The 15,211-nt window shown below is 60.1% G+C and carries 16 protein-coding genes; 12 read left to right on the top strand and 4 right to left on the bottom strand.

The annotated features are described in order from the left end of the window. Positions 1-10: 10 nt before the first annotated feature. Positions 11-970: an EamA family transporter gene (locus AC4IHP_RS22635; RefSeq protein ID WP_490832802.1), complete on the bottom strand. Its 960-nt coding sequence runs from the start codon at positions 968-970 to the stop codon at positions 11-13. A 168-nt stretch (positions 971-1,138) separates the two neighbouring features. Beyond that, positions 1,139-2,065, bottom strand: coding sequence for a LysR family transcriptional regulator (locus AC4IHP_RS22630; protein WP_490832801.1), 927 nt, complete (start codon positions 2,063-2,065; stop codon positions 1,139-1,141). Positions 2,066-2,177: 112 nt separating this feature from the next. Here AC4IHP_RS22630 and AC4IHP_RS22625 point away from each other — a divergent pair, with 112 nt between their 5' ends. The 9 genes from AC4IHP_RS22625 to AC4IHP_RS22585 all read left to right on the top strand — a co-directional run bounded on the left by AC4IHP_RS22625 (position 2,178) and on the right by AC4IHP_RS22585 (position 10,112). Next, positions 2,178-2,930 (top strand): 3-oxoacyl-ACP reductase family protein, encoded by a 753-nt coding sequence (locus tag AC4IHP_RS22625; protein ID WP_490832800.1) that lies wholly within the window; start codon positions 2,178-2,180, stop codon positions 2,928-2,930. Between the two features lie 7 nt (positions 2,931-2,937). Beyond that, positions 2,938-3,534, top strand: coding sequence for an NADPH-dependent F420 reductase (locus AC4IHP_RS22620; RefSeq protein WP_490832839.1), 597 nt, complete (start codon positions 2,938-2,940; stop codon positions 3,532-3,534). A 49-nt stretch (positions 3,535-3,583) separates the two neighbouring features. Beyond that, complete coding sequence (locus AC4IHP_RS22615) at positions 3,584-3,976, top strand: nuclear transport factor 2 family protein (protein ID WP_490832799.1); 393 nt, start codon at positions 3,584-3,586, stop codon at positions 3,974-3,976. Positions 3,977-4,099: 123 nt separating this feature from the next. Beyond that, complete coding sequence (locus AC4IHP_RS22610) at positions 4,100-5,752, top strand: sensor domain-containing diguanylate cyclase (protein ID WP_490832798.1); 1,653 nt, start codon at positions 4,100-4,102, stop codon at positions 5,750-5,752. A 143-nt stretch (positions 5,753-5,895) separates the two neighbouring features. Further along, a complete protein-coding gene (locus AC4IHP_RS22605; protein WP_490832797.1) occupies positions 5,896-7,479 on the top strand; it encodes an EAL domain-containing protein in 1,584 nt (527 codons plus the stop codon). Positions 7,480-7,538: 59 nt separating this feature from the next. After that, positions 7,539-7,841, top strand: a complete 303-nt coding sequence (locus tag AC4IHP_RS22600) for an ArsR/SmtB family transcription factor (RefSeq protein WP_460118461.1) — start codon at positions 7,539-7,541, stop codon at positions 7,839-7,841. A 63-nt stretch (positions 7,842-7,904) separates the two neighbouring features. Next, a complete protein-coding gene (locus AC4IHP_RS22595; protein WP_460118463.1) occupies positions 7,905-8,879 on the top strand; it encodes a zinc-dependent alcohol dehydrogenase family protein in 975 nt (324 codons plus the stop codon). Between the two features lie 28 nt (positions 8,880-8,907). Beyond that, on the top strand, positions 8,908-9,249 hold the full coding sequence (locus AC4IHP_RS22590; protein WP_490832796.1) for an antibiotic biosynthesis monooxygenase family protein: 342 nt from the start codon (positions 8,908-8,910) through the stop codon (positions 9,247-9,249). Between the two features lie 8 nt (positions 9,250-9,257). Further along, positions 9,258-10,112, top strand: a complete 855-nt coding sequence (locus tag AC4IHP_RS22585) for a DUF695 domain-containing protein (RefSeq protein ID WP_490832795.1) — start codon at positions 9,258-9,260, stop codon at positions 10,110-10,112. Between the two features lie 195 nt (positions 10,113-10,307). On the opposite strand, the gene AC4IHP_RS22580 is transcribed toward AC4IHP_RS22585, so the two are convergent. Next, the gene (locus AC4IHP_RS22580; RefSeq protein WP_056784851.1) at positions 10,308-12,164 is read right to left on the bottom strand and encodes an ABC transporter ATP-binding protein; all 1,857 of its coding nucleotides are present in this window, start codon (positions 12,162-12,164) and stop codon (positions 10,308-10,310) included. A gap of 298 nt (positions 12,165-12,462) precedes the next feature. Here AC4IHP_RS22580 and AC4IHP_RS22575 point away from each other — a divergent pair, with 298 nt between their 5' ends. From AC4IHP_RS22575 to AC4IHP_RS22565, 3 genes are read left to right on the top strand one after another with little or no spacing between them, the layout of a single operon-like run. Continuing rightward, the gene (locus AC4IHP_RS22575; RefSeq protein ID WP_490832794.1) at positions 12,463-13,113 is read left to right on the top strand and encodes a hypothetical protein; all 651 of its coding nucleotides are present in this window, start codon (positions 12,463-12,465) and stop codon (positions 13,111-13,113) included. Further along, complete coding sequence (locus AC4IHP_RS22570; protein WP_460118471.1) at positions 13,113-13,541, top strand: phage holin family protein; 429 nt, start codon at positions 13,113-13,115, stop codon at positions 13,539-13,541. Before AC4IHP_RS22575 ends, AC4IHP_RS22570 begins: the two co-directional genes overlap by 1 nt. Beyond that, the gene (locus AC4IHP_RS22565) at positions 13,538-14,350 is read left to right on the top strand and encodes a DUF3618 domain-containing protein (RefSeq protein ID WP_490832793.1); all 813 of its coding nucleotides are present in this window, start codon (positions 13,538-13,540) and stop codon (positions 14,348-14,350) included. The genes AC4IHP_RS22570 and AC4IHP_RS22565 overlap by 4 nt, the downstream gene beginning before the upstream one ends. On the opposite strand, the gene AC4IHP_RS22560 is transcribed toward AC4IHP_RS22565, so the two are convergent. Then, positions 14,327-14,686 (bottom strand): hypothetical protein, encoded by a 360-nt coding sequence (locus AC4IHP_RS22560; protein ID WP_490832792.1) that lies wholly within the window; start codon positions 14,684-14,686, stop codon positions 14,327-14,329. The two genes, AC4IHP_RS22565 and AC4IHP_RS22560, sit on opposite strands and share 24 nt — an antisense overlap. Positions 14,687-15,211: the final 525 nt, after the last annotated feature.

Here is a 15,211-nt window from a genome sequence, read left to right as displayed (position 1 = left end):
CCACACCCCCTCAAACCTCAGCCTTCACCCCAACCTTCACCGTCGCCTTCCGATACGTCAGCAAAACAATCCCGCTCACCACAATCACTCCACCCACGATCTGTCCTCTGCTTAGCATCTGATCCAGCACAATCCAGCCCATTAACAACGTCGCCAGTGGTTCGATGTTCATCACCGGGGCATTGCGTGGCATGTCCAGTCTGGGCACGGAGATGAACAGGACGATAAAACCGGTGCCGTACAGTACGACCAGCGTGGCGAGGGCCAACCAGCCGGTTGAGGTGGCGGGGAGGTTGAGTCCGCCGGGGAGGGCGCCGGTCAGGCCGGCCAGATTGACGCTGCTGAACACGATGAAGATGGTCAGCAGGCTGCGCACCGAGCCGCGCACTTGCGACAGTTTGTGATCGGTGATCCACAGCGCGCAGGCGAAGACGCTGGCGGCGCAGAAGGCGAGTGTGACGCCCAGCAACCATTCCGAGCCGACGCTGGCGCTGTCTGACAGACGTCCGGGGACGTCCAGCACGAATACCAGCCCGACGAGAATCAAGCCCATCAACATCGCGGTGCGCGCGCTTGGTCGTGGGCCGCCCAGCGCCCAGGTCAGCAAGGCAAGCAGGATCGGAAATACGTTGGCCACCAGCAGCGCCAAAGCGACCGGCACTCGTGCGACAGCGGAGTACAGACACAGGCTCTGCGCAGTAATCAGCAGGCCCAACAACAGTTGCCAACGCCACGCGCCGGTCGGCAGACGCAGGCTTTGCCGCTGCCACAGGACGAGAATGGCAAGCACCAGCAAGGTCCCGCCCGAGCGCATCAGAATTGCCAGCAGCACACCCGCGCCGTCATCAAAAGCCACCCGTGCCGCGACGTGGTTGCCGGCGAACGCACAACCCATGCACAACAGAATGATCACGGCGAGATAACGGGGGAAGGGTGGCGGTACGGTTGGCGCAAACTCAGGACGGGACATGGCAGATCTCAAAAATGATAGCCACTCGGGGTGGCTCAGGTTTTTATTATGTTGTCGTACAACTGCCCGATTTGTACCGTAATCGAGCAGACGCGGCAAGCTCGAAAGGCTTGATAAGCCGCTTAGGCGTGACGCTGCTTGAGTTTCAGAGGTCGTATAACTTGCTTGCTAAGCCCGAGCATCGAGTCGAGTCGCCCACCCATCCTCTCGAGCCTGACCGACCAGAAAATCCACAAACGCCCGGGTTTTGGCCGGCAACAGTTTCTGGCTGGAAAAGTACAAATAGATCTGCCCCGCATCGACATACCAATCCGGCAAAACCCTTTCCAGCGTACCGTCCTGCAGATAAGGCAAAACATCCGGAACTGCCAACAGCGCAACCCCCAATCCCAGTCGCGCGCACTGACACAGCGCTTGTGGATCGTTGACCAACAGGCGCGGCTTCAACTCCAAAGGCGCTCGTTGCCCGTCGCGCCTTTGCAGCATCCAGCTGCGCACCTTGCCGGTCTGCACCGAGCGCATGGCCAGGTGATCGAGCGTCGACAGTTCCTCAATGTGCCGGATGCGCTGGTGTCCCGAGAGGTACTCCTTTGATGCCACCAGAATCAGATGCGCCGGCGCGATGGCCCTGGCCACCACACCTTGCGCCAACTCGATGCCGCCGCCGATGGCCGCATCAAATCCATCTGCGATGAGATCGACCTGGCGATTGTCGACGTGCCATTCAGGGGTCACGGCGGGGTACTGCTTGAGAAACTCCGGCATCAGCGGCAGCAGAAAATCCCTGGCGAAACCGGGTGCTGCGCTCAGACGCAAAAGCCCTGAAGGCTCTCCAGCATTGCCGGCCACATCGGCGATCGCCGCCTGAACGCTCTCAAGTCCCGAACCGACGTTGGTCAAAAAGCGCTCTCCCGCCTCGGTCAGCGTGAGTTTGCGCGTGCTGCGCTGAAACAAGCGTACGCCGAGGTTGGCCTCCAGCTGCGCGACATTGCGACTGACCGCTGCTGGAGTCAGGCCCAGGCGTCGCGCGGCCGCAGAGAAGCTTCCCGCCTCGGCGCTGCGCACGAATGAGAGCAAATTGCCTAACGTTTCCATCCGTGCACCTTCAACTGATGATTGAAAGTGATTCTAGGTGGCTTCCACTACTGATGGAAGATCAAAAGGCGCCTCATAGCCTCATCTACTTCAACCACCCAGAGGCTCGACCATGAACACATCCACGCTTCCACTGACCGGCAAAATCGCCATCGTTACCGGTGGCTCACGCAGCATCGGCGCAGCAATCGCCAAGCGGCTCGCGGCAGACGGCGCAACCGTCGCCATCACCTACAACGCATCGCCAGATCGCGCCGCAGCGGTCGTGCAGCAAATCGTTGCGGCGGGCGGCCAGGCTGTGGCGCTGGCGGCTGATGCGGGCAATCCCGAGGCTGTAGGTGCAGCGATTGCCGAGGTTGCACAGCGTTTTGGCAAGATCGACATTCTGGTGAACAACGCTGGTATCAGCCTGCTCGGTGCCCCGGAGGACATCGCCTTCGAGGATTTTCAACGCATCCTTGCGGTGAACGTGACCGGCGTCTTCGTCGCCACTCAGCAAGCGCTCAAACACATGGGGCAGGGCGGTCGGATCATTCACATCGGCAGTTCGATGGTGCAATACGCTGCGTTCGCTACCGCCTCCGTCTACACCCTGAGCAAAGGTGCGCTGACCGGTTTCAGTCGTGGACTGGTGCGCGATCTGGGGCCGCGCGGCATCACTGTGAACACCGTCCATCCCGGCCCGACCGACAGCGACATGAACCCGGCCGACGGGCCTATTGCGGACTTCCTACGCCCGAACATCGCCATGGGGCGGTACGGTGAGGGCAAGGATGTTGCCAGCGCGGTGGCGTACCTGGCCAGTGCAGAGGCAGGGTTTGTCACCGGCGCAGAATTAATCGTCGACGGCGGCTTCACAGCGTAAGGAGAGCATCATGACTATCAGCATCATTGGTACTGGCTCCATCGGCACCGCCATCGCTCGGTTGCTCGTCAACGCGGGCCTGCCGGTCAGCCTGGCCAACAGTCGCGGGCCGCAAAGTCTTGCTGGCGTTGTCAGCGAATTGGGCCCACTCGCGCAAGCCGTAACAGCTCGGCAGGCGAGTCAGGCGGACGTCGTCTTTCTGGCGGTGAACTGGTCGAAGATCCCCGACGCGGTGCGCGATCTCGGGCCTTGGGATGGGCGCATCGTGATCGATGCCAACAACCCGATCGAGGCGCCACTGTTCAAGCCGTTCGATCTGGGCGGCCAGCCGTCTTCGCAAGTGGTGGCGCAGATGCTGCCCGGTGCGCACGTGGTCAAGGCCTTCAACCATTTGCTCGCGGCTCTGCTGACCGATCCCACCGCCGAGGGCGGCAAGCGTGTGCTGTTTTATTCCGGTGAAGATGCCGCGAGCAAAACCAAGGTTGCAGAGCTGATCACTCAACTGGGTTTTTACGGCATCGATCTGGGCGGTGTGCAGCAGGGAATGCTTGCGCAGTTTCCGGGCGGACCTTTGCCAGCCTTGAACCTGGTCAAACATGGTTAACCGCTGAGCCCGCGCAACCGGGCTTCACATCTCAATCGAGGATTAAAAAATGTCTGGCTCAGATTCGCGAAATGTCAACGAAGTGGAAAACTACGACGCCTTGCTGCGGGCCAACCTGCAGCGCGTGTTCAACGAGCGCGATGCACAGCGGCGCATGGCAGCGGTGCAGGAGCTTTTTGCAGGCACACCGACGATGTACGAACCGATTGGCATCGTCACCGGGCGGGCGGCGATTTCAGAAGTGGCCGGTGCGTTGCTGGCTCAGTTCGGGCCGGACTTCGAGTTTGTTCCGGAGGGGCCGGCGGTTGGGCACCACGGCTTGGGTTACCTGCGCTGGCATGCGGGCCCGAGCGCTGGACCGGTTGTCGTCAGTGGCGCCGATGTGGCAGAAATCAAAGCGGGAAAAATCGTGCGGTTGTGGGTATTGCTGGACCCGGCTTGAAGTTCAAACGCAGCGGGGAGACGCTCTCGTATTGGAAGTCGCTCAGGCGTCTCACGCACGAGCGCATATACTCGCTGAGGCGCTTTCGCTGCGAACTCCCAAAGAGACCTGTCAGGGAAGACGATGATCGACAGAACGGACCCCCCAAATGAATCGGCCAGCGACGAGACGCTGGGTGCCACGCAACCCGTAACTGCGCTGAATTTGCGTTGGCTGATTCTCTCACTGGTACTGCTGTCTGTTCTGGCGACGTTGGGCAACAGCCTTGTCACGGCCTACCGCGTGCAGCGCGATGCCTTGGTTGATCATGCCCTGCAGTCGAACAGCGCCTATGCAGCTAAGGTCGCTTCGAGTCTCGCTGAATTCATTCATTCAGCACAGAACCATCTTCGTTACAGCGCCAGTGAATTGGGCCAGGCCTGGGGTGACCCCAGCGTCATGCGCGCCGAAGCGCTGCGCCTGCAAAAACAGGATGCCGATTTCAACTCGATTGCCATAATCGATAGCACTGCCAAGGTGCTGGAAGCGTACCCGGATACCCTGCAAATCAACGGTTCAACGCTGCGTTCGGATGCCATTCTCAAAGCTATCGAGGCGAGGCGGCCGTTCATCAGTTCCGCGTATACATCCGCCGCCGGCAATCTCGTCGTATTTATCTCCGAACCCGTCTACGACTCTGCTAAGCGTTACGTGGGCATCATCGGCGGCTCGGTTTATCTGCGCGAAGACAACGCACTGCACACCTTGATCAGCCGCCATTTTCACCACGAAGGCACCTTTGCTTTTGTAGCAGATCAGGATCGGCAACTGCTTTTTCACCCTGAGGCGGCGCGCATTGGCGACACCCTGGGCTGGAGCAAAACCGTCGACGCCGCGTTGCGTGGCGAGAGCGGCTCGATGAGCGTACGTAACTACAAAGGCGTACCCATGCTCGCCGGGTACGCTCAGGTGCCGGGCGCTGGCTGGGCCGTGGTCGCGCAGCAGCCGCGCGAGGTCAGTCTGGCGCCGCTGAACACCTTGATGCGCGATGTGCTGCTGGGAATGCTGCCTGCCGCCCTGATCGGCTTCGTACTGATCTGGTTCGGCACCTTGCTGATCTGTCGCCCGCTCAATCAGCTGTCGCGTATTGCCCGGCAGTTGTCAGCGCCGCAGGCCAGTGAGCAACTTCGCCACGTCAAGGCCTGGTATCACGAGGCGTTTTCCATCCGCCAGGCGATGCTTGCCGGCGTGCAGTTGTTGCAAGCGAAGCTGGGTCACCTGAACCAGCAGGTGCTGACCGACGCCATGACCGGGCTGGCCAATCGCAGAGCCATGGATGAGGAGTTGCGCCGCCTTGAGCGCAGCGGTCAGCCATATTCGGTGTTATCGCTGGACATCGACCATTTCAAAACGGTTAACGACACCTTCGGCCACGACAAGGGTGATCTGGCGATCAAACAGGTCGCGCATACCCTGCAAACCTATTCCCGCGTCGGCGACCTGGCGTGCCGAGCCGGGGGAGAGGAATTCTTGCTGATTTTGCCGCAGACCGATGTCGGGTCAGCCAGTGCCATCGCTGAGCGGATTCGTCAGGCCATTGCGACCAGTGATATTCCGACCGTAGGGCGCATTACCGCTTCGATCGGCGTGGCAACGTGTGAACACTTGCCGACTACTGCAGAAATCGTCCTGAAGAAAGCCGATGAATGCCTCTACCGCGCCAAACAGGGTGGACGCAATCGAGTGGAATCGTACCTGTCGATGGCCTCAAGCAATTGCGATGAGACTACAAATTGATCCACGTCACGGGGCTTTCAACTAATCGGCAGAGTTGTTGATTCTGCTTCGATTCCAAGCTAAAAGCAGCGGTAGGTGCCGCGCAAACGGCGCGTCCAGCAGTCGCGATGACGCGTCACGGGCCAACTCATTCGGGCGGTGAAATGAAGCGTTCAAAGATCATGCGGCGGGGAATATTGCTGACGGCCCTTGCGGTGATCGTCCCGTTGGGCATGACCCTCGCGGCTGGCTGGATGCTGTCGATCTACGCGGCGCACGACCGCCTGCAGACGCTCGCCGCGATTGCCAACGATCGCGCCAGTCAGACATTCGCGCAGGCCTCCCAAGCGCTGAAGAGCATGGCCATTACTGACCTCGAACCCTGCTCGCCACAAGCCATCGAGCAGATGCGCATGATTGCCATCAATACCTTTTCGGTCGAGACGGTGGGCTATGAAGAGGATGTGTTTGCCTGCACGTCATGGGGCGCCACGCCGCCGCGGACGAATAAATGGGCGGAGGATTTCGTCACTGACGACGGGGTGAAGGTGTCCGTCGATGCGCGCGATGACAACGAGCTGATCAAACCGATGCTGGCATTGCAGTTTGCTGCGTTCAACGTGCTGGTCGACCCGGAACAGTTTCGCGAAGTCGTGCTGGATGAAGGCGTCAGGCTGGCCGTCGGCACACGTCAGGGCCGCTTGCTCGGCCCGGCGGACCCGAACATGGCGAGTTTCCTCGCCTTGGTGCATGAGGGGCCTACGCATGGCCTCAAGGACGGCTTTCTCTACACACTGGTGGCCCAGGGCAACTTCACCGTAATCGCCGCAATCCCGCGAAAGGAACTGTTGCGCAGCCTCGGGCAACACGTCCTTTATCTGCTGCCGATCGGTCTTGTCATCACCCTGGGCCTGGTCATTGCGAGCCTGGGCTGGTGGCGACGCAAGCTGTCCCCGCTGGCGGCACTGGAGCGCGCGGTGCAGCGCCAAGAGTTCGTGGTCCATTATCAGCCGATCATCGAAATTGAAACCCGGCGCTGCATCGGTGCCGAAGCCTTGATCCGCTGGCGCAAACCCAACGGCACGCTGGTCTACCCGGACGTGTTCATCCCGCTGGCCGAATCCAGTGGATTGATCGCAGCGATCACTGACCAAGTGGTCCATCGTGTATTCGCAGACCTTGGCGCCATGCTCGCCAGTGACCGTTCGCTGCACGTGGCCTTGAACCTGGCCGCCGCCGATGTGAGCTCCGGCCGACTGATACCGACTTTGTTGACTGAAAGCCAACGCCTCGACGTGCTGCCCGCGCAGATATGGCTTGAAGTGACAGAGCGCAGCCTCGTCGATCTGGCGTTAGCGAAAATAACGCTGGAGCGCGCACGAAGCGCCGGGTTTGTAGTTGCGCTGGATGACTTCGGCACTGGCTATTCGAGTTTGCAATACCTGCAGCAATTACCACTGGACGTGCTCAAGATCGACCGATCCTTCGTTGAGCAGATCAGCGAAGCAGAGGAGCAGACCTTGCTGGTCACTCACGTCATTCAGATGGGCCACGCGCTGCGGCTGACACTTGTCGCTGAGGGCGTCGAGACCCCGGCGCAGCTCGACTTCCTGCACGCCAGCCAGGTGCGCTATGCACAAGGATGGCTGTTCGCGAAAGCCATGGAATGCGCACAGTTCCAACAGCTCTATCTGGACGGTCGGCCTTGCACCGACGCGCGCATTCTTCAGGACCCGATTGTTTCTTGAAAGAAATGAGTCAAAAAGAATCGCATTGACATATCGAAAAATCTCGATATCCTCGGCGCATGGAACTGATCGAAATCTTCAAAGCCCTCTCGAACCCGACGCGCCTCAAGATCCTTGAAGGCCTGAAGGATCCCGTCAAGAACTTCCCCCCGCAGGATGAGGGTGACGTTTTTGTCGAGGGCGTCTGCGTCAGCAGCATTCAGGAAGGTATCGGCCTGTCGCAGTCGACGGTGTCGAGTTATCTGGCCACGTTGCAGCGGGTGGGGCTGGTTGAAGTGCGGCGCATCGGTCAATGGACCTACTACAAACGCAATGAGGCTGCTATCAGCGCGCTTGCAGAGATCATAGGGAAAGAGCTGTAAATTTTTTTACTACAGGATATCGAGAATTCTCGATATCCCTCTTTATCGATACGAGGTTTTGCCATGAAAGCGATGATTCTGAAATCCTTCGGCGGTCCTGAATCGTTCGAACTCAACGACGTTCCAAAACCGGTTCCGCAAGCGGGCCAAGTGCTGGTCCGAGTGCACGCCACTTCCATCAATCCGCTGGATTATCAGGTTCGGCGCGGCGACTATCCCGACCTGGTGCCGCTGCCAGCCATTACCGGCCACGACGTATCGGGCGTGGTCGAGGCTATCGGGCCGGGCGTCAGCGCCTTCGCACCTGGCGACGAGGTCTGGTACACCCCGCAGATATTCGACGGGCAGGGCAGTTATGCCGAATACCACGTCGCATCCGAAAACATCATCGCCAGAAAGCCTGCGTCGCTGAGCCACCTCGAGGCGGCCAGTCTGAGTCTGGTCGGCGGCACGGTTTGGGAAGCGCTGACCGTGCGCGCCGTGCTTCGCGTTGGCGAAAGCATTCTGATCCACGGTGGCGCGGGCGGGGTGGGGCATGTGGCAATTCAGGTGGCCAAGGCCATGGGCGCCAGAGTGTTCACCACCGTGCGCGAGGCCAACGCCGAGTTCGTCCGCAGCCTGGGCGCTGATGTGGTGATCGATTACACCCAAGAGGATTACGTCGAAGCGATCATGCGCGAAACCGCCGGGCATGGCGTTGATGTGGTGTTCGACACCATCGGCGGCGATACCCTGTCCCGCAGCGCCGACGCGCTCGCCCAGCTTGGCCGCGTCGTCTCGATCGTCGACATTGCGCAGCCGCAAAACCTCGTCCAGGCCTGGGGCAAGAACGCCAGCTATCACTTCGTCTTCACCCGGCAGAATCGCGGCAAGCTCGATGAACTGAGCGCGTTGGTCGAGCGCGGTCAGCTGCGGCCACACGTTGGCGCCGTCTATTCCCTCGCCGATATCCCGCTCGCCCACGCCCGACTCGAGAGCGGCAACAACGGTCTGCTGGGAAAAATCGCCATCGCCGTCGAGCCTTCGCTCATCGTCTGAATCCGCTCACTGATTTTGGAGAAACATCATGGTCTACGAGATCGCTGTGCTGCCCGTTCACCCGCAACAGACTGAAGCCTTTCGACGGGCATTTGCCGAAGTCGAACCGTTGCTCACTCGCGCCAAAGGTTACGGCGGCCACTTGCTGACGCAAGGTATTGAAACCCCCGAGCAATTCAATTTGATCGTGCGCTGGCGGTCACTTGAGGACCACTCGCCGGGGTTTGAAGAAAGTGAAGACCACCTGCAGTTCATGCTGGGACTGGAAGATTATTTTTCGGCGGAACCGAGGGTGTATCACATTGAGGGTGGTGCTTTTCCGGGCGGCCAGTTGAGCGTTGCGGGCAGTGGTTCAAGTACAGATAGCTGAGTGTTCTGATGGCTTTCGTCACAAGTGGCTGGTTCTGGCCGGGCTTCGCTTGTGACGAACTGCCATTTTCGCTGCGCTTTGGCCTGTTCATACGACAGGGGTGGCAGGCAGAATGCACCTCTTTTACATCGCTCTCGAACTGTTGCCACACCAAGGAAGGCCACTTGAACCACGCCACTTTCCACGCTTCCCCGCGCCCTCAAATCTGGCCCGCCGCTCTGTTATTCGCGCTGGCAACTCTAGTCATAACCGGTTGTTCGCGATCCCACTCTCCAAGGCCGGTGGAGCGCGATCCTTGTCTGGATGCCGGTCCAGTAAATACAACCGCCCATCACAAATGCGTGAGCGAGCGGGAAGAGCGCATCGCTGAAGCGCTCCGAATACTGCTCAGTGATGATCCGGCTGAACACCGGCAAGTGGCTGCGCCAGGCGACAGCGATTTTCAACCGTCTGATTTTCCTGACGACCCGATGCCGGCGCGTTTTCGCATGCCTTCCAACCTGAATCTCAAGGACGCCCAGGCGTTTGCTTACAAGACTCGAATCAGCTGGAAATACGTGCCGGATCACTTCCTGCCAAGTCCAAGGGAATACGCGCGGATGATGCAAATGGACCGTCTGATCCAGGCAGCCGTCGCAACGGATGATTCGGCAAAGTGGGGGTGCACGGTCACTGGCGGACAACGCATGGAGTGGGTTTTCTACACGCTGGACGACGCGGCCTTTGTCAGCCGTGCGCAGGCAGCTCTTGCCCAGACCGGGCCCTATCCGATCGAGTTCAGCAGCCGTAAACAGGTCGATGTCAGTGCTGAGGTGCAGAATGCCGAGCAAACTCGACTCACGCCCAAGCGATGCCTGGAGTAAAAACTCTCCACGCATAACCTATTGCAACGGGCTCCTCTCATAGGAAGGAGTCCGTAGCCGTGGTCGGTTCAGAGGCGTTCGTTGCGGGCGCAGCGGCCCTCTCCTGCTGCGGATTACAGGCATGCGCCCTCCAGAATTCATTCTCGAAAAACTCGAGCCGATCCTGTAGGCCTTGGCTCAGGCCCTCCAGCCTGATTACTCCTCCATCACCTCGACCAAACCCCGATCCTCACCCAGGAACCCGCCGCTCTGGTGCTGCCACAACCGCGCATAGGTGCCGTTTTTCTCAAGCAACTGCGCGTGGGTGCCTTGTTCGATGATGCGGCCTTCGTCCATGACGATCAGCCGGTCCATCGCCGCAATGGTCGACAAGCGGTGGGCGATGGCGATCACGGTTTTGCCCTGCATCATTTCATCGAGGCTTTCCTGAATCGCGACTTCAACCTCGGAATCCAGCGCGCTGGTGGCTTCATCAAGCAACAGGATAGGCGCGTTTTTCAGCATCACCCGGGCGATGGCGATGCGTTGGCGCTGGCCGCCCGAAAGCTTGATGCCGCGTTCGCCGACCAGCGTGTCGTAACCGCTGTGGCCCTGCTTGTCGCTCAACTGGCTGATGAAACCATCGGCCTGGGCGTTCACTGCCGCGCGATGGATGTCTTCGTCGGTGGCGTCCGGGCGACCGTAGGCGATGTTGTCGCGGATCGAACGGTGCAACAGCGACGTGTCCTGGGTGACCATGCCGATCACGCTGCGCAGGCTGTCCTGAGTCACCTCGGCGATGTTCTGCCCATCGATGCGGATCTCGCCGCGATCAACGTCGTAGAAGCGCAGCAGCAGGTTGATCAGCGTCGACTTGCCCGCACCGGAGCGGCCGACCAGGCCGATTTTTTCGCCCGGGCGAATGTGCAGGGTCAAGCCGTCGAGCACCTGACGTTCGCCGTTGTAGTTGAAGCTGACATTGTCGAAAACCACTTCGCCGCCGGCCGGCTCCAGCACTTTGGCATCCGGTGCGTCCTGGACTTTCGGGCCGCTGGTCAGCGTGGCCATGCCGTCCTGCACGGTGCCGATGTTTTCGAACAGCGAAGTCATCTGCCACATGATCCAGTGCGACATGCCATTGATGCGCAACGCCATGGCGGTGATCGCCGCGACGGCGCCGGTACCGACTTCGCCCTGATGCCACAGCCACAGCGCGTAACCGCCGGCGCCGAGAATCAACGCCACCACCAGCGCCTGATTGACGATTTCGAACTGGCTGACCAGACGCATCTGGCGAAATCCGGTGAGCTTGAAATCTTCCATCGCTGCACGGGCAAAGTGCGCTTCACGTTTGGAGTGCGAGAACAGTTTGACCGTGGTGATGTTGGTGTAGGCGTCGGCAATCCGCCCGGTCATCGACGAGCGCGCATCGGCCTGCTCCTGGCCGACCTTGCCCAGCCGTGGGACGAAATACACCATCGCCAGCCCGAACAAAACGATCCACGCCAAGAACGGCAGCATCAACTTCAATGCAAAGCCACCGGCCAGCGCAATGATCGCGATGAAGTACACGCCGATGCCGGGGAGGATTTCGATCAGGGTGAACAGCACCTCGCGCACCGACAACGCGGTCTGCATGACCTTCGTCGTGACCCGACCGGAAAACTCGTCGGAGAAGAACGACAGACTTTGCCGCAGCATCAACCGGTGAAAGTCCCAGCGCAGGCGCAGCGGCAGATTGATCGCGAGGATCTGGTGCTGAACCATCGTACGCAGCGCCACCAGGCCGATGCTGACCACCAGCACGATGCCGATGCCCCACAGCACACGGCTTTCCTCATCACCGGCAGCGCCGCCGGACTGCCAGGTCGAGAGCAGATCCACCACTTGCCCAAGGAAAGAAAACAGCCACGCCTCGTAGATCGACACGCTGGCGCTGAGCAGGGCGAAGGCCAGAATGTAACCGCGCGCCCCCCGGGTACAGGCCCACAAGAAGCGCATCAGGCCAACTGGCGGTGGGGGCGCCTCGTCGGGCGGGAAGGGGTCGAGCCTTTCTTCAAACAGGCGAAGCATTGCGGTCTCCGAAGTGATCAGGGTGTGGGGATTCTGCCATCTATCGGCGGCGTTGCGGGTTTCGACGCCATGTTGCAGATCAATCCTTGTGCCTTGTCTTGACCGCAGGCAGGCGCAGAAGCTCAACGCAATCCTGCCTGGCGCAACCTTTCGTCGCTGATCCCGGCCAGACGTTGCACGCTCATCAACCTCTTTGAACTCTCGCGCAAGCTGCTTCGTCATCATCTATGTGGGGGCTCGAGGCAACGTTGCCGTGTAGTCCCGTTTTTGCGTTTTCAGTCAGAAGGCGAGGGGCGACATGAATACTTCAGACAGCAGGGCAGGCTTTGAATCAGGTGATCCGAACAGCAAGCCTGGACAAGGTTTTGAACATTTGAAAGACGACGTGAATGAAGCGCTGGGCGGCGCGCGGCAACAGGCTGATGCGCAATTCGGTCAGTATCGCGACACGGCGGCCGAGCAGATCGAAGCCTTGGCGCAAGGGGCGAAAAGCTTCGTCTCGGAGCTGCAGGACAAGGACACGCTGGGCATGTCCGACTACCTGACTGACATGGCCGATTCCATGACCGGACTGGCGGGCAATCTGCGCGGCAAGAGTGCCGAGCAGTTGCTGCACGATGCGGCCGATCTGGCGCGCAGCAATCCGGGGCTATTCATCGCCGGCAGCATTGCCATCGGTTTCGGACTGTCGCGGTTTCTCAAGGCGGGGACGGCTGCGGCAGCGACGGTCAGTGCCGAACACGCTCCGGCGGCGGGCTCCACCTCGACGCCACCGCCAGCCGATTACGGCGCGCAGCGGCCTTATGAATCGTCAATGCCGCCGTCGACCCACGCCAATCCGGGACTGGCCACCGGCATCACCCCGACCTCGCCCAGTGACAGCGATCACCCCTCTGATTTTGCCGCGGCTTCCGTACCGCACGCACCCGACGCCAAAGGAGAACTGTGATGAACAGAGATGAATCTGATCTGAGCGGGGCAAGGCCCCTTGGCCAAGCGGATGACGCTTCGGTGGTCGGTCTGTTGCGACAACTGTCGCGCGAAGTTCCGGCGTTGTTCACCAAGGAGCTGGCGCTGGCCAAAGCCGAACTGCAGAACAGCCTCAGCACGCTGAAGGCAGGCATCGGTGCGGTGGCCGGTGGTGCGATCGTGTTTCTCGCTGGCTTCATCATTCTCCTGATGTCGGCGGTGTACGGCCTGAGCATGTTCATGGCGCCGTGGCTGGCCGCGCTGATCGTCGGCGTAGTGGTGATGATCATCGGCTTCGCCATGCTGCAATCCGGGAAGAAGCAATTCGAGCCATCTCACTTCAAACCTGATCGCACCCTCGACGCCTTGAACAAGGATCAGGAAGCGCTGCGGAGGAAAGTCTCATGAAAAGCGAACTGGATATCGAAGCGGAAAAAAGCCCGGAGCAGATCGAGCGCGAAATCGATGCGCAACGTGCGAGCATCGGCAACATCGTCGATCAATTGGAAAGCAAGTTCACTCCCGGGCAGATGATCGATCAGGCCTGGGGAATGATGCAGAGCAACGGCTCGACGTTCTTTACCAATCTGGGCACCAGCGTGCGCAATAACCCGGTGCCAGCGGTGCTGACTTCGGTGGGCCTGCTCTGGCTGATGATGAGCCAGAATCGACCGCCCGTGCCGCAACCGACCTATCGTAGCGGTCCGGATCAGGACAAGGCTGGCGAGTGGGCCGACGGTTTGGCCGACGGCATCGACAGTGCCCGCGCGCATTTGCACTCGACTACTGACTCGCTGAAGGACGGCTACCAGTCGTTGAAAGGCAAGGCCAGCCACCTCGGTGAAAACGTCGGTGCGGCGAAGGAAAATCTGAGCCATGCGATGCATGACGCCGGTGATCGACTGTCGCGTAATTCGCAAGTGCTTGGCCAGCAATTCAGTCACATGCTCAAAGAGCAACCGCTGATGGTCGCTGCCGCTGGGGTTGCGCTCGGTGCATTGCTCGGCGCGGCGTTGCCGACCACTTCAACTGAGCAGCGCTACATGGGCCGTACCAGCGCTGGCATGGTCGACAAGGCCAAGCAAAAAGCTCAGGAAGGGTACGAGGCCGTGCGTGACACGGTGACCCGAACCACCGAACAAACCGAGGTTGAGACCAGGCCAGATCCGGCTCGGCCGTCGTCTTCCGATTTGTCACAGGGTCTGGGTACATCCTGACAGTGAGAAATGAGGGGAGGCCTGCAATGGGCCTCCCTTTTTATTGGGCTGCGGCTCAAGTCGATACCTCGTTTTGCGGGCCTTGCAGATATTCCACCAACGTCTGTGCACACGCTTCAATCGCGCCGTCGACCACCAGTTCGAAACCATGGGTATCTCATCCATATTTCCGATGATGCGCCCGGCGTACTCGCCATCGGGATCGGGTTTGCGACCCTTGAACAGGCCGATGACATTCCCGGCTCGATCGGTCCAGACCTCGTCGCAATGACGCTGCAGTTCTTCCAGGCAGATCGCCCGAACCTCGCCTTCCTGACCGCCGGGCCCGCGTGCCATGAGCAAGCGGCTCAATAGTCGTGGGGTGGATTGTTGGGGATGAAGATCGTTGGTATGTCCCGGACAACTGTGGGAGCGGGCTTGCTCGCGAAAGCGGTTGTTCAGGCGATGATGATGTTGAATGTACCGGCACCTTCGCGAGCAGGCTCGCTCCCACAGGGATTTGGGTTGCGACAAAGATTGCTGATTTGCCCCGGATTATTGTGGGAGCGGGCTTGCTCGCGAAAGCGGTGTGTCAGGCGATGATGGCGTTGAATGTGCCACCGCCTTCGCGGGCAAGCCCGCTCCCACAGGGATTTCGGTTGCGCTGAAGATTGTGACCTTGCCCCGGATTATTGTGGGAGCGGGCTTGCTCGCGAAAGCGGTGGGTCAGGCAATGATGGTGTCGAATGTGCCGGCGCCTTCGCGAGCAGGCTCGCTCCCAAAGGGGTTTCGGTTGCGCTGAAGATTGTGGGTTTGCTCCGGATCATTGTGGGAGCGAGCCTGCTCGCGAAAGCGGTGTGTCAGGCAATGATGGTGTTGAAT

The sequence above is a fragment of the Pseudomonas sp. UF-293 genome, assembly GCF_058245595.1.
Note: the sequence above shows the minus strand (reverse complement) of the source record. Positions and strands in the feature narration are given on the sequence as shown.

Excerpts from the sequence above, each read along its gene's own strand:
- AC4IHP_RS22635 (WP_490832802.1), bottom strand. The coding sequence starts at position 970 with ATGTCCCGTCCTGAGTTTGCGCCAACCGTACCGCCACCCTTCCCCCGT.
- AC4IHP_RS22630 (WP_490832801.1), bottom strand. The coding sequence starts at position 2,065 with ATGGAAACGTTAGGCAATTTGCTCTCATTCGTGCGCAGCGCCGAGGCG.
- AC4IHP_RS22625 (WP_490832800.1), top strand. The coding sequence starts at position 2,178 with ATGAACACATCCACGCTTCCACTGACCGGCAAAATCGCCATCGTTACC.
- AC4IHP_RS22615 (WP_490832799.1), top strand. The coding sequence starts at position 3,584 with ATGTCTGGCTCAGATTCGCGAAATGTCAACGAAGTGGAAAACTACGAC.
- AC4IHP_RS22610 (WP_490832798.1), top strand. The coding sequence starts at position 4,100 with ATGATCGACAGAACGGACCCCCCAAATGAATCGGCCAGCGACGAGACG.
- AC4IHP_RS22605 (WP_490832797.1), top strand. The coding sequence starts at position 5,896 with ATGAAGCGTTCAAAGATCATGCGGCGGGGAATATTGCTGACGGCCCTT.
- AC4IHP_RS22600 (WP_460118461.1), top strand. The coding sequence starts at position 7,539 with ATGGAACTGATCGAAATCTTCAAAGCCCTCTCGAACCCGACGCGCCTC.
- AC4IHP_RS22595 (WP_460118463.1), top strand. The coding sequence starts at position 7,905 with ATGAAAGCGATGATTCTGAAATCCTTCGGCGGTCCTGAATCGTTCGAA.
- AC4IHP_RS22590 (WP_490832796.1), top strand. The coding sequence starts at position 8,908 with ATGGTCTACGAGATCGCTGTGCTGCCCGTTCACCCGCAACAGACTGAA.
- AC4IHP_RS22585 (WP_490832795.1), top strand. The coding sequence starts at position 9,258 with ATGGCTTTCGTCACAAGTGGCTGGTTCTGGCCGGGCTTCGCTTGTGAC.
- AC4IHP_RS22580 (WP_056784851.1), bottom strand. The coding sequence starts at position 12,164 with ATGCTTCGCCTGTTTGAAGAAAGGCTCGACCCCTTCCCGCCCGACGAG.
- AC4IHP_RS22575 (WP_490832794.1), top strand. The coding sequence starts at position 12,463 with ATGAATACTTCAGACAGCAGGGCAGGCTTTGAATCAGGTGATCCGAAC.
- AC4IHP_RS22570 (WP_460118471.1), top strand. The coding sequence starts at position 13,113 with ATGAACAGAGATGAATCTGATCTGAGCGGGGCAAGGCCCCTTGGCCAA.
- AC4IHP_RS22565 (WP_490832793.1), top strand. The coding sequence starts at position 13,538 with ATGAAAAGCGAACTGGATATCGAAGCGGAAAAAAGCCCGGAGCAGATC.
- AC4IHP_RS22560 (WP_490832792.1), bottom strand. The coding sequence starts at position 14,686 with ATGGCACGCGGGCCCGGCGGTCAGGAAGGCGAGGTTCGGGCGATCTGC.